This window comes from Streptomyces sp. NPDC041940 (genome assembly GCF_055589465.1).
This window is the reverse complement of the sequence record NZ_JBVJBP010000022.1, coordinates 28,619-39,777: the sequence shown is the minus strand read 5'-3', so window position 1 is coordinate 39,777 and position 11,159 is coordinate 28,619. Positions and strand designations below refer to the sequence as shown.

Genomic DNA, 11,159 nt, shown 5'->3' with positions numbered 1-11,159 from the left:
ACTCCTGCCCATTAAAATCCGCACGTCAGGGCTACCGCACCGCCGTCTACAGGAGCCGCACCCCCATGGCCGAACACCCCGCCTACCCCGTAGGCCTCCGCCTCACCGGCCGCCGCGTGGTCGTTCTCGGCGGCGGCCAGGTCGCCCAGCGCCGCCTCCCGGCGCTGATCGCGGCAGGTGCGGACATCTTCCTCGTGTCCCCCAGCGCCACCCCCTCCGTCGAAGCCATGGCGGACGCCGGCGAGATCACCTGGCAGCGGCGCCGCTACGAGGAAGGCGACCTCGAGAACGCCTGGTACGCCCTCATCGCCACCGGTGACACGGAGGCGAACACCCGCGCCTCCGCCGAAGCGGAGAGCCGCCGCGTCTGGTGCGTCCGTTCCGACGACGCCGACGAGGCGACGGCCTGGACTCCGGCCACCGGCCACAGCGAGGGCGTCACGGTCGCCGTCCTGACCACGGACGCCAAGGGCCGCGACCCCCGCCACACCGCCGCCATCCGCGACGCGGTCGTGGAGGGCCTGCGCGACGGCACGCTCGTCGCCCCGCACCACCGCACCCGTACACCCGGGGTCGCCCTGGTCGGCGGCGGCCCCGGCGACCCGGACCTGATCACGGTCCGCGGCCGTCGTCTGCTCGCCGAGGCGGACGTCGTCATCGCGGACCGCCTCGGCCCGCGCGACCTCCTCGCCGAACTCCCGCCCCACGTCGAGGTGATCGACGCGGCGAAGATCCCCTACGGGCGCTTCATGGCCCAGGAGGCCATCAACAGCGCGCTGATCGAGCACGCGAAGCAGGGCAAGTCGGTCGTCCGCCTCAAGGGCGGCGACCCGTACGTCTTCGGCCGCGGCATGGAGGAACTCCAGGCCCTCGCCGAGGTCGGCATCCCGTGCACCGTCGTCCCCGGGATCTCCAGCTCCATCTCGGTCCCGAGCGCGGCCGGCATCCCGGTCACCCACCGCGGCGTCGCCCATGAGTTCACCGTGGTCAGCGGCCATGTCGCGCCCGACGACGAGCGGTCCCTGGTCGACTGGCCGTCCCTGGCCCGGCTGACCGGCACGCTGGTGATCCTCATGGGCGTCGACAAGATCGGAAAGATCGCCGAGACGCTCGTCGCGCACGGAAAGCCGGCCGACACCCCCGTCGCCCTCGTCCAGGAGGGCACCACGGCCGCTCAGCGCCGGGTCGACGCCACCCTCGCGACGGTCGCGGAGAGAGTACGGGCCGAGGACGTGAAGCCCCCGGCGGTCATCGTCATCGGCGAGGTCGTGAAGGTCGGCCCCACGGCCGCGGCGCCCCACGAGTAACCCCGGGTAACCCAAACCGTACCGAGCCGTTGGCACCGCACCCAGGACAAGGCAGTATCACCCTGTGGCCGATCTCATCACCGTCGAGGATCCCGACGACCCGCGCCTCTCCGACTACACCGGCCTGACCGACGTGGAACTGCGCCGCAAGCGCGAACCCGCCGAGGGCCTGTTCATCGCCGAGGGCGAGAAGGTCATCAGAAGGGCCAAGGAAGCGGGCTACGAGATGCGGTCCATGCTGCTCTCGGCCAAGTGGGTCGACGTCATGCGCGACGTCATCGACGAGCTTCCGGCCCCCGTCTACGCGGTCAGCCCGGAGCTGGCCGAGCAGGTCACCGGCTACCACGTGCACCGCGGCGCGCTCGCCTCCATGCAGCGCAAGCCCCTGCCCACGGCGGCCGACCTCCTGAAAACCACCCGCCGCGTCGTCGTCATGGAGTCGGTCAACGACCACACCAACATCGGCGCGATCTTCCGCTCGGCCGCCGCCCTGGGCATGGACGCGGTCCTGCTCTCCCCGGACTGCGCCGACCCCCTCTACCGCCGCAGCGTGAAGGTCTCCATGGGCGCGGTCTTCTCCGTCCCGTACGCCCGTCTGGACACCTGGCCCAAGGGCCTGGAGTCGGTCCGCGAGGCCGGCTTCACGCTGCTCGCCCTCACCCCGGACGAGAAGGCCCGGCCCCTCGACGAGGCCGCCCCGCACACCATGGACCGCGTGGCCCTGATGCTCGGCGCCGAGGGCGACGGCCTGTCCACCCAGGCCCTGGTCGCCGCCGACGAGTGGGTCCGCATCCCCATGTCCCACGGCGTCGACTCCCTCAACGTGGGCGCGGCGGCAGCCGTGGCCTTCTACGCCGTGGCCACCGGTCGTCCTCAGGTCTAGGGGGCTTCGGCAAGGCCCCCGGCCGCACCCCCGTCCCGGCCCGTCAGCCGCGCGTCGTACCGTCCGGCCGCGCGGGTACGCCGTCCAGCGACTGCGAACGGTGGACCTGCTGTTCCCGTACGCCTCCGTCGCCGCCGAGACCCCTCGCCGGGCCCTGACAGCCCTGCACCAGGGCGATGCCGATCGCCACCAGCAGCGTGACCACGACGAACACGAAGAGCCGCTGCCGCAGCAACCGCGGATTGGCGGGCCGCAGCCCGGTTCCCGTCCTGGGCGGACGCCCGGTACCGCTGTGCGGGGCGGGGCGGCTGCCGCTGCCCGACCGGGTTCCGTTGCGCCCGGTGGGCGTCGGCCGCGCCCCGGAACGCGCCGGTGCGCCTCGGCCACGCGCCGGAGTCCTGCCGCGGTTCGCGCCGCCCCCCGACCGGTTCCCGTTCCCGCTTCCCGCAGGCCGCGCTCCGCCCCGGGCACCCGCTCCGCCCTGCGAAGCCGTACCGTCCGCGGACGGAACCCCGTCCCGGGCAGGGGAGGAGCCCCGCGGTGGGGGAGTGCCCCGGCCCCGCTGCGCGCCGGCCGCCCCCGCACCCTGCTGCCCCTGCGGACGCCTGGCCCGGTCGGGGTAGGTGTCGACCGGCCGCTCGGTCTCCGCGCCGCGCGGCGCGGGCGGCCGTACCCCGGCGAGGTCCTGCGCCTCCCGGGCCGCGATCTCCTTGAGCCGCAGCGACAGTTGGAGCGTGCTCGGCCGCTCCTCCGGATCCTTCGCCAGGCACGCCCGGACGAGTGGGGCCAGCGCGTCGGGCACGCCGTGCAGCTGCGCCTCCTCGTGCACGACGCGGTACAGCATCACCTCGGAACTGCCGTGCCCGAACGGTGAGTCGCCCATCGAGGAGTACGCGAGCGTGGCCCCCAGCGAGAACACGTCCGTGGCCGGTGTCACGGCTGCCCCGCGCACCTGCTCCGGTGCGAGGAAGCCCGGCGAGCCGACCGCGGTGCCGACGTGGGTGAGCGTCGAGGCGCCGGTGGCCCAGGCGATGCCGAAGTCGATGATCCGCGGCCCCTTCGGGGACAGCAGGATGTTGGACGGCTTCAGGTCCCGGTGCACGACCCCGGCCTCGTGCACGGCGACCAGGCCCTCCGAGAGGGCGGCCCCGACGGCCGCTACGTCGGCGGCGCCGAGCGGCCCCTCGGCGGCGATCTTGTCGTGCAGGGAGGGGCCCGGTACGTACTGTGTGGCGAACCAGGGCCGGTCCGCGTCCAGGTCCGCGGCCACGAGCCGGGCCGTACAGCCACCGCGGATCCGCCGGGCCGCCGAGACCTCGCGCGCGAAGCGTGAGCGGAACTCCTGATCCTCCGCCAGATCGGGGCGGATGACCTTGAGCGCGACCCGTTGCCCCTTCTTGTCGGAGCCCAGGTAGACCACGCCCATCCCGCCCGCGCCGAGCCGTCTGTGAAGCCTGAACGAGCCGACGACGCGCGGGTCCTCGCGCCTCAGGCGCATCATCGCCATGTTCATCCCCGCTGCCCGGTCCTGTGACGAGCCACAGCTTACGTTTCCACGGCCGCCCACGCGCAGAGGCCGCGCCCTCTCGGGTCGATGGATTGTCAGTGGTGGGTGGGAGACTTGAAGTGTGGTCAGGGGGCGTGCGAACAGGCCGTGTTCGCGCGAGGGGCGACCCCAACCACCTGCCACAGAAGGGGGATTGGACCCGTGAAGGGTGACCGCGTGGAGATAGTCGTGGACGCCGGTGACACGACGCGCACGTATGAGGTGGTGGCGAGCAGGGCGGGCCGCAGGGTGGAGACTGCGGTACGCCGAGGTGTCGTAGAAGTGAGCGAAGTCACCCGAAGTGGGGCAGTCGTGCGTACGGCCCGCTTCATGGCGAACCGGGTGCTGGCGCTGGTGGAACAGCCGGTTCCGCGCGAGGAAAGCTCAGACAAAGCAGGGTGATCCGGGCACCCCTTCGGGGAAGACCCTGAGACCTGCCTCTCCGTCTCCACCCAGGGGAGTACATCGCGGGGAGCGGCTCATCCTCCGGGAGGCCCGGCAATCGGTACGAGGGCATGACGCCCGGGGAGGGCCGGACGCCTAGATTTGAGGTCAAGCGGCGGGTGTAGCACTCGTCCCCCGAGGTCAGACACCCGCCGCTGCCAAACGACAACTGAACGGTCAGGAGAGGGACCATGGCCCACACGGCACCGCGGACGCTCGACCGCACGCGGGAGCGCATCGCGCTCCGGCCCCGCCGCACGGGCCGCCGCCACCCCCTGGTGGCGACGCTGATGGCCCTTCCCCTGGCGGTCCTGCTCCTCCTCGTCTTCGACGGGTGGGAGACAGTGGCCACACAGGCGTCGTCCGTGGGAGAGATGCTGGGGCGCTGAGAAGCGACCCCAGGCCCGGAAGAGCGGTCCGGGCGGGGACATCCACCCATGAAACCCCGTGGGGACGGGGGTGCGGCGGACGGCAAAAAATGCCGGCGCAGCTGGGGAGCTGCGCCGGCATTGCTTTTCCCCGAGCCGCCCTGGCTGCCCCAGCTGCGGGCATGCGTGCCGCTGGGTGCGGCACGGGTGGGCGATGGGGTCCCCCCGCCACGCCGGGCTGCGCCACCCACCCGCCCCCAGCAACAACGCCGAGCACGTGATGCCAACAGCCCTCTACGGCCGTGCCCCACCTCCCCGTACCCTCACCCCGTGACCCCCGCCCCCCTCCTGGCCGACCTGACCGCCAAGGCCCGAGCAACCGCCCATGCCCGCTCGTCGTCCTGCCCCTGCGGCGCAGCCACCCTCGCGGACGGCCACGACGCGACGGTCGTCCGCCACGCCGGCGTCGTCGCGAAGGCCCACCCCCCGGAATCCGACGCCACCGAACTGGCCAGCCGCCTCACGCTGGCCACCCGCCACCCCGAGATCCTCCTGGCGCCGCTCACTCCCGCCCCGGCCGACCTGCACGGCCGCCTCGTGACGTTCTGGCCGTACGGAACCCCCGTGGACCCGGACGAACCGGACGCCGCGCCCTGGGAAGCGGCCGCCACACTCCTCGCCCGGCTCCACCGCACTCCCGCCCCCGACGCCCTCCCCCTCATGCGAGGCCCCGCCAAGGCGGCCCGGGCCGTCGACAAGCTCCGGAACGCCGGCCCGCATCCCGCGGCCGCCCCCGTCCTGCGGGCCTGGGACACCCTCCCCGCCTGGGCCCGTGCCGAGGCCCCGATGCCGCACACCCGCACCCTCTGCCACGGCGACCTCCACCTCGGCCAGCTCATACGCCACCCCGCCCCGGAGGGTCCCTGGCTGCTGATAGACGTCGACGACCTCGGTGTCGGCGTCCCGGCCTGGGATCTCGCCCGCCCCGCCGCCTGGTACGCCTGCGGACTGCTCCTGCCCGAGGAATGGGCCCGGTTCCTCGCCGCCTACCGGGAGGCCGGCGGCCCGGCCGTACCCGCCGACGGCGACCCCTGGCCCGCTCTCGACGTCCCCGCTCGCGCCCTCACCGCGCAGACCGCGGCCCGGGCCGTCGCCAAGGCGGCCGCGGCCGGCCGTGACCTGGACGAGGTCGAGCAGTTGGTCGTGGACGCCTGTGACCGAATGGCTGCCCTCCCGCCGCAGTTGGCGCAGGAGCACGCGAAGTAGGGTGCAACCGACCACAGCGGGACAGAGTCTGTCCTGGCGAGACACGAAGCAGGACCGACCGGCGAGGAGTTGAACCACCATGCAGTGTCCGAAATGCCGTGCGCCCATGCACACGTACAACCGCAACGGTGTCCAGATCGAGCAGTGCAGCGGCTGCCGCGGAATCTTTCTCGACTACGGCGAGCTGGAGTCGCTGACCCGCCTGGAGTCCCAGTGGTCCCAGGGCGCGCCGCCGCCCCCGCCCGCCCCGCAGGCCTACCCCGCCCCTCCGGCTCCCGCCTGGGGCGCCCCGCACGGCGGCCACGGTCATCACGGCGGCCACGGCCACCACGGTCACCACCGCAACAAGGGCTTCGGGCACATGCTGTTCTCGTCGTGACACAGTCGCCACAGGGCAAGAGCCCCCGGCCGCGAACGGCCGGGGGCTCTTGTGTGGTGTGGACGATACTGGGATTGAACCAGTGACCTCTTCCGTGTCAGGGAAGCGCTCTCCCGCTGAGCTAATCGTCCTCGGGACCATGACCGCTGAGTGCGGCGGATCATGGGCACTGCGTGCGCGATACTGGGATTGAACCAGTGACCTCTTCCGTGTCAGGGAAGCGCTCTCCCGCTGAGCTAATCGCGCGGGTTCGGATCTTGGAGCAGATCCAGTGGACGATACTGGGATTGAACCAGTGACCTCTTCCGTGTCAGGGAAGCGCTCTCCCGCTGAGCTAATCGTCCTTGGAGGTGGAGACGGGATTTGAACCCGTGTAGACGGCTTTGCAGGCCGTTGCCTCGCCTCTCGGCCACTCCACCAGGAGTGCAGGGGGCCGGGAAGTCCCCTGTTCCTGCGAGCGGACGACCAGGTTCGAACTGGCGACCTCAACCTTGGCAAGGTTGCGCTCTACCAACTGAGCTACGTCCGCTTGTCGTTTCCGGTTCGCTCTCGCGGCCCGGCGACGTGTTGAACTCTAGCGGATTCCGGGGCCAGCACAAAAACGCGTTTGTGCAGCGTGCTGCGCTTCCCCTGCTCAGGGATGTCGCGGGGCCTCGGAAGGGACATCCCCCGGTCACCCCCAGGACACCGCCATAGACTCGACTGTGTGTCCGACCTCCCTCCCCTGGCCCGCTTCGGCGACCGCGTCGCCACCGGGCTCCTCGACGTCACCGACGATCCCGAAGCCCTGGACTCCAGCGGCTTCTGGGCCGTCTGCGCCGACTTCGAGGGCCGTCTGACCTGCGCCCGCTTCAGGGACGTACGGGAGCAGCCCGTGCCCGCTCCCGTGCCCGGCGCATGGCGCGCGCCGGCGGCGGACCACTGGACGTCCTCCCTCGACCACGCCGCGTACACGGCAGCCGTACGGCGGATCCGCGAGCACATCGCGGCCGGCGAGGTCTACCAGGCGAATCTGTGCCGGGTGCTGTCCGCGCCCGTCGCGCCCGGCGCCGACGTGGACGCCCTCACCGCGCTGCTGGCCCGCGGCAACCCGGCGCCGTACGCGGGAACGATCCGCTTGCCCGGGCACGGTGTGGAGATCGCCACCGCGTCACCCGAACTGTTCCTGCGGCGCGACGGACGGGTCGTCGAGTCCGGGCCCATCAAGGGCACCGGCCGCACCGAGGCGGACCTGCTGGAGAAGGACTACGCCGAGAACGTGATGATCGTGGACCTGGTCCGCAACGACATCGGGCGGGTCTGTGCCACGGGCAGTGTGACGGTGCCCGATCTGTGTGCCGTCGAGAAGCACCCGGGGCTGGTCCATCTCGTGTCGACCGTCCGCGGTGAGCTGGGGGAGGGGGCCGGCTGGGCCGAGCTGCTCGGGGCAGCCTTTCCCCCCGGATCTGTCACCGGCGCGCCCAAGTCGAGCGCCCTGCGGATCATCGAGGCGCTGGAGACGGCGCCCCGGGGGCCGTACTGCGGCGGAATCGGCTGGGTCGACGCCGACCGGCGGGTCGGTGAGCTGGCCGTCGGCATCCGCACCTTCTGGATCGACCGGGCCGACGGCGTGCTGCGTTTCGGTACCGGCGCGGGGATCACCTGGGGCTCGGATCCCGAGGGGGAGTGGCGGGAGACCGAGCTGAAGGCCGCCCGGCTGCTCGCGATAGCGTCGGGAGGGTATGAGGTGAATGGAGAGGACCTGACGTGAAGATCTGGCTCGACGGCGGGCTGCAGGACAGCGAGTCCGCCCGCGTCTCCGTCTTCGACCACGGGCTGACCGTGGGCGACGGCATCTTCGAGACGGTGAAAGCCGTGGACGGCAGGCCGTTCGCGCTCACCCGGCACCTCGACCGGCTGACCCGCTCGGCGCGCGGCCTCGGGCTGCCCGACCCCGACCACGACGAGGTGCGCCGCGCCTGTGCCGCCGTCCTGGAGGCCAACCCGGCGCCGCTCGGCCGCCTCCGGATCACCTACACCGGCGGCCACGGCCCGCTCGGTTCCGACCGTGGCGAGCACGGTCCGACGCTCGTCGTCGCCCTCGGCGCGACCAGCCGCCGCCCCGACTCCACCGCCGTGATCACGGTCCCCTGGACCCGCAACGAGCGTGGCGCGCTCACCGGCCTGAAGACCACCTCGTACGCCGAGAACGTCGTGGCCCTGGCCCGAGCCCGCGAACGGGACGCCTCCGAGGCGCTGTTCGGGAACACCGTGGGCCGGCTCTGCGAGGGCACCGGGTCCAACGTCTTCGTCGTCCTCGACGGCGAGATCCACACGCCGCCGCTCGCCTCGGGCTGCCTCGCGGGCATCACGCGCGCGTTGGCGATCGCATGGACCGGCGCCCGGGAGACCGACCTGCCGCTGGATGTGCTGGAGCGGGCCGACGAGATCTTCCTGACGTCCACGCTGCGGGACGTGCAGGCCGTGCACCGCGTCGACGACCGTGAGCTGCCGGGCGCGCCGGGCCCGGTGACCGCCAAGGCCATGCGGATCTTCGACGAGCGCTCCGGGCACGACCTCGATCCCTGACAGCCCCCCTTATTCGGCTGAACCGGGGCCTGGTTGCGGGTAGAACACCCCTGATGACCACGACCCTGCGGCCGACCGAGCCGCTTCAGCAGAACGCCGACGGGACGCGCTCACGCCGCTTCCAGGTGTGTGTGAACAGCCGTCCCGTAGGAGCGATACACCTCGGCACGCATCCCGTGTTCGGCGACGCGGTGGCCCGGATCATGAAGCTGCGCATCGAGGAACCGGACCGCAGACGCGGCCGGGGCACGGTGGCCGCGCTCGCCGCCGAGGAGGTGGCGCGCGGCTGGGGGTGCCGGCGCATCGAGGCGACGGTGCCCGCCGACGCCGAGGCGGCGCTCCGGCTCGCCACCGCGCTCGGCTACGTCGTGCGCAACCGCGGCATGGAGAAGCCGCTCGGTGACACCCCGCCGGAACTGCCCGCGGGCAGCCGGGGCCGGCCCATGACCGAGGCGGAGTTCGGCCCCTGGCTGGAGCAGGGCAAGGAGGACTACGCGCGGAGCTGGATCCAGCGGGGCGTGCCGGAGGCCGAGGCCCGGGCCAAGTCCGAGCGGGACCACGCCACCCTGCTGCCCGACGGCCTCACCACCACCGGCACGCTCATCAGCGTGCTGGAACACCAGGGGACAGCGGTGGGCGCGCTGTGGCTGGCGGTGCGCGAGAACGACTCCTTCGTCTTCGACGTCGAGATCCACGCCGCCCACCGGGGGAAAGGACACGGCCGCACCCTCATGCTGCTGGGCGAGGCCCAGACGATCGCCGAGGGCAGGCGGACCATCGGCCTCAACGTCTTCACCGGCAACACCCCGGCCGAACGGCTCTACGCGTCCCTCGGCTACGAGAACCGGCGATACGCCATGTACAAGCCGCTCTTGTAGGGGTCCGGCGGGGGCCGGGTCAGCCCTGCTCCTGCCCGGCCAGCAGCCGGTCCGCGATCTCCTCGATCCGCTCGCGCAGCCCCTCCTGGCTCTTGCCGCCGTCGAGCCGCTCGCCGTCGATGACGTAGGTCGGGGTGCCGGTCACGCCGATCGCCTTGCCCTCGGCCTGGTCGGCGTCCACGATCAGGATGTGCCGGCCGTCGATCAGCGCGGTGTCGAACTCCTCGGCGTCCAGGCCCAGTTCCCCGGCCAATTCGACCAGGAAGGGTTCTCCCTTACGGGCCAGCTCCTCCACCCGTCCCAGCAGGGCCTCGGCGTACGGCCATCCCCGGCCCTGCTCCCACGCCTCCTCAGCGGCCTGGGCGGCGGCGAAGGCGTGCTTGTTCTTCTCCAGGGGGAAGTGCCGCAGCCGCAGCTCCAGACGATCGCCGTAGCGGGCGCGCAGCGATCGGAGGTCGTCCAGCGCGGTGCGGCAGTCCGGGCACTGGAGGTCGCACCAGATCTCGAGGACGGGGGCGGTGGACGGGGCAGGGGTGGAGTCGCTCATGCCGACAGTCTTCCAGCCCGTACATCTGCGCCGGCACCTGCGGAGGAGGCGACCCGGAGATCTCCCTGATGTAGGGGCGATCCATGGCCCGCCGGGGTGCGGCGGGTGCAGGATGGAAGGGACGAAGTGCCCCTGCCCGACCGCGCCACGCCTGGAGGACCGGATGATTGCCGAGACCGTCTGCTCCGCCGTGTCCGCGGCAGGCCTGGGCATTGCGGCCATCACGGCGTACCGCAAGCGTTTCCTCGCGGCGGCCCGTATCGCGGCGTACTCGCTCGTGCCGATCGGCCTGGTCATGACGGGAGTCGTCGAATGGCTGGCCGACACCGCGTTCAGCCCGACCGCCTGGGCGGGCTTCGGGGTGCTGGGCCTCGCGTGGGCGCTGTTCGCGACCACCCGCGTCGTGGAGCGCCGCCGCGGCGGCACCCGCAAGGAGCGCAGAGCCGCCCGCGCGGCGGACCGGACCGAGGCGGTGGCCCCGGCGGCGTCGGCGCCCTCCCTGGGACAGGGCGGGCAGGGCTCCCGCCCGGCGTCCCGGCCCGCGGCGGCGTCCCGGGGAGAGGACGACTTCAGCGACATCGAGGCCATCCTCAAGAAGCACGGCATATGACGGCCGGCCCCCGCGCCGGACTGAATCGTCACAGTGAGGCCGAGGACGCGCGGAAGTGATCACAACCTGAACCGGACCTCACGCAATCGGCGCACCCTCGGACGGAACGAGGGCGCTGATCGCGCCTGGTGGGGCGGCTGCGTCATCATCGCCGCGAGATGCTGGACACGACGAGACAGAGCGACCCCGCGCCGCCGCAGGACGAGCCCCGTGGTTGTCTCTTCGCCCTTTCCCAGCCACCGCTGATGATCTTCCTTGCGGTGATCGGGTGTCTGCTGCTCATGGCCTCGTTGCACGATCTGCTGATGCTGTGAGCCGTACCCGCGGTACCCGGCGCCACCCGCCGGGGCCGCGTCGGCATCG

The 11,159-nt window shown here is 72.3% G+C and carries 13 protein-coding genes and 5 tRNA genes; 11 read left to right on the top strand and 7 right to left on the bottom strand.

Features of this window, described 5'->3' with window-relative positions; all coding sequences use genetic code 11:
- Positions 1-65 precede the first annotated feature (65 nt).
- Together cobA and ACZ6I3_RS30435 are read left to right on the top strand one after the other, a co-directional pair.
- The gene (gene cobA, locus ACZ6I3_RS30440) at positions 66-1,307 is read left to right on the top strand and encodes a uroporphyrinogen-III C-methyltransferase (RefSeq protein WP_469418940.1); all 1,242 of its coding nucleotides are present in this window, start codon (positions 66-68) and stop codon (positions 1,305-1,307) included.
- A gap of 64 nt (positions 1,308-1,371) precedes the next feature.
- On the top strand, positions 1,372-2,190 hold the full coding sequence (locus tag ACZ6I3_RS30435; protein ID WP_469418939.1) for a TrmH family RNA methyltransferase: 819 nt from the start codon (positions 1,372-1,374) through the stop codon (positions 2,188-2,190).
- Positions 2,191-2,233: 43 nt separating this feature from the next.
- On the opposite strand, the gene ACZ6I3_RS30430 is transcribed toward ACZ6I3_RS30435, so the two are convergent.
- Positions 2,234-3,703 (bottom strand): serine/threonine-protein kinase, encoded by a 1,470-nt coding sequence (locus ACZ6I3_RS30430; protein ID WP_469418937.1) that lies wholly within the window; start codon positions 3,701-3,703, stop codon positions 2,234-2,236.
- A gap of 195 nt (positions 3,704-3,898) precedes the next feature.
- Here ACZ6I3_RS30430 and ACZ6I3_RS30425 point away from each other — a divergent pair, with 195 nt between their 5' ends.
- From ACZ6I3_RS30425 to ACZ6I3_RS30410, 4 genes are all read left to right on the top strand, one after another.
- The gene (locus ACZ6I3_RS30425) at positions 3,899-4,138 is read left to right on the top strand and encodes a hypothetical protein (RefSeq protein ID WP_229873124.1); all 240 of its coding nucleotides are present in this window, start codon (positions 3,899-3,901) and stop codon (positions 4,136-4,138) included.
- 233 nt (positions 4,139-4,371) lie between these two features.
- A complete protein-coding gene (locus ACZ6I3_RS30420) occupies positions 4,372-4,569 on the top strand; it encodes a hypothetical protein (RefSeq protein WP_469418936.1) in 198 nt (65 codons plus the stop codon).
- 309 nt (positions 4,570-4,878) lie between these two features.
- Positions 4,879-5,814 carry a phosphotransferase family protein gene (locus ACZ6I3_RS30415; protein ID WP_469418935.1) on the top strand — a complete coding sequence of 312 codons (936 nt, stop codon included), beginning with the start codon at positions 4,879-4,881 and terminating at the stop codon, positions 5,812-5,814.
- A 79-nt stretch (positions 5,815-5,893) separates the two neighbouring features.
- On the top strand, positions 5,894-6,193 hold the full coding sequence (locus ACZ6I3_RS30410) for a TFIIB-type zinc ribbon-containing protein (RefSeq protein ID WP_193480248.1): 300 nt from the start codon (positions 5,894-5,896) through the stop codon (positions 6,191-6,193).
- A gap of 59 nt (positions 6,194-6,252) precedes the next feature.
- On the opposite strand, the gene ACZ6I3_RS30405 is transcribed toward ACZ6I3_RS30410, so the two are convergent.
- From ACZ6I3_RS30405 to ACZ6I3_RS30385, 5 genes are all read right to left on the bottom strand, one after another.
- Positions 6,253-6,324 (bottom strand) — tRNA-Val (locus ACZ6I3_RS30405).
- Between the two features lie 43 nt (positions 6,325-6,367).
- Positions 6,368-6,439: transfer RNA gene (locus ACZ6I3_RS30400), tRNA-Val, on the bottom strand.
- Between the two features lie 26 nt (positions 6,440-6,465).
- Positions 6,466-6,537: transfer RNA gene (locus ACZ6I3_RS30395), tRNA-Val, on the bottom strand.
- Between the two features lies 1 nt (position 6,538).
- Positions 6,539-6,612: transfer RNA gene (locus ACZ6I3_RS30390), tRNA-Cys, on the bottom strand.
- Between the two features lie 37 nt (positions 6,613-6,649).
- Positions 6,650-6,722: transfer RNA gene (locus ACZ6I3_RS30385), tRNA-Gly, on the bottom strand.
- 177 nt (positions 6,723-6,899) lie between these two features.
- Here ACZ6I3_RS30385 and ACZ6I3_RS30380 point away from each other — a divergent pair.
- From ACZ6I3_RS30380 to ACZ6I3_RS30370, 3 genes are read left to right on the top strand one after another with little or no spacing between them, the layout of a single operon-like run.
- Positions 6,900-7,943 carry a chorismate-binding protein gene (locus ACZ6I3_RS30380; RefSeq protein ID WP_469418933.1) on the top strand — a complete coding sequence of 348 codons (1,044 nt, stop codon included), beginning with the start codon at positions 6,900-6,902 and terminating at the stop codon, positions 7,941-7,943.
- Positions 7,940-8,761, top strand: a complete 822-nt coding sequence (locus ACZ6I3_RS30375) for an aminotransferase class IV (protein ID WP_469418932.1) — start codon at positions 7,940-7,942, stop codon at positions 8,759-8,761. The genes ACZ6I3_RS30380 and ACZ6I3_RS30375 overlap by 4 nt, the downstream gene beginning before the upstream one ends.
- Before the next feature lie 53 nt (positions 8,762-8,814).
- Positions 8,815-9,639, top strand: a complete 825-nt coding sequence (locus tag ACZ6I3_RS30370) for a GNAT family N-acetyltransferase (RefSeq protein ID WP_469418931.1) — start codon at positions 8,815-8,817, stop codon at positions 9,637-9,639.
- Positions 9,640-9,658: 19 nt separating this feature from the next.
- Here ACZ6I3_RS30370 and ACZ6I3_RS30365 read toward each other — a convergent pair whose 3' ends face one another.
- Positions 9,659-10,186 carry a DsbA family protein gene (locus tag ACZ6I3_RS30365; protein ID WP_469418930.1) on the bottom strand — a complete coding sequence of 176 codons (528 nt, stop codon included), beginning with the start codon at positions 10,184-10,186 and terminating at the stop codon, positions 9,659-9,661.
- A 163-nt stretch (positions 10,187-10,349) separates the two neighbouring features.
- On the opposite strand from ACZ6I3_RS30365, the gene ACZ6I3_RS30360 reads away from it, so the two are divergent.
- Both ACZ6I3_RS30360 and ACZ6I3_RS30355 read left to right on the top strand, forming a co-directional pair.
- Entirely contained in the window at positions 10,350-10,796 is a 447-nt protein-coding gene (locus ACZ6I3_RS30360) for a hypothetical protein (protein WP_469418929.1), read from the top strand.
- A gap of 158 nt (positions 10,797-10,954) precedes the next feature.
- Positions 10,955-11,110 (top strand): hypothetical protein, encoded by a 156-nt coding sequence (locus ACZ6I3_RS30355; protein WP_382837751.1) that lies wholly within the window; start codon positions 10,955-10,957, stop codon positions 11,108-11,110.
- Positions 11,111-11,159: the final 49 nt, after the last annotated feature.

What these genes read in the sequence shown, in the direction of transcription:
- ACZ6I3_RS30420 (WP_469418936.1), top strand. Translation starts at nt 4,372, where the DNA reads ATGGCCCACACGGCACCGCGGACGCTCGACCGCACGCGGGAGCGCATC.
- ACZ6I3_RS30360 (WP_469418929.1), top strand. Translation starts at nt 10,350, where the DNA reads ATGATTGCCGAGACCGTCTGCTCCGCCGTGTCCGCGGCAGGCCTGGGC.
- cobA (WP_469418940.1), top strand. Translation starts at nt 66, where the DNA reads ATGGCCGAACACCCCGCCTACCCCGTAGGCCTCCGCCTCACCGGCCGC.
- ACZ6I3_RS30430 (WP_469418937.1), bottom strand. Translation starts at nt 3,703, where the DNA reads ATGAACATGGCGATGATGCGCCTGAGGCGCGAGGACCCGCGCGTCGTC.
- ACZ6I3_RS30370 (WP_469418931.1), top strand. Translation starts at nt 8,815, where the DNA reads ATGACCACGACCCTGCGGCCGACCGAGCCGCTTCAGCAGAACGCCGAC.
- ACZ6I3_RS30355 (WP_382837751.1), top strand. Translation starts at nt 10,955, where the DNA reads ATGCTGGACACGACGAGACAGAGCGACCCCGCGCCGCCGCAGGACGAG.
- ACZ6I3_RS30410 (WP_193480248.1), top strand. Translation starts at nt 5,894, where the DNA reads ATGCAGTGTCCGAAATGCCGTGCGCCCATGCACACGTACAACCGCAAC.
- ACZ6I3_RS30365 (WP_469418930.1), bottom strand. Translation starts at nt 10,186, where the DNA reads ATGAGCGACTCCACCCCTGCCCCGTCCACCGCCCCCGTCCTCGAGATC.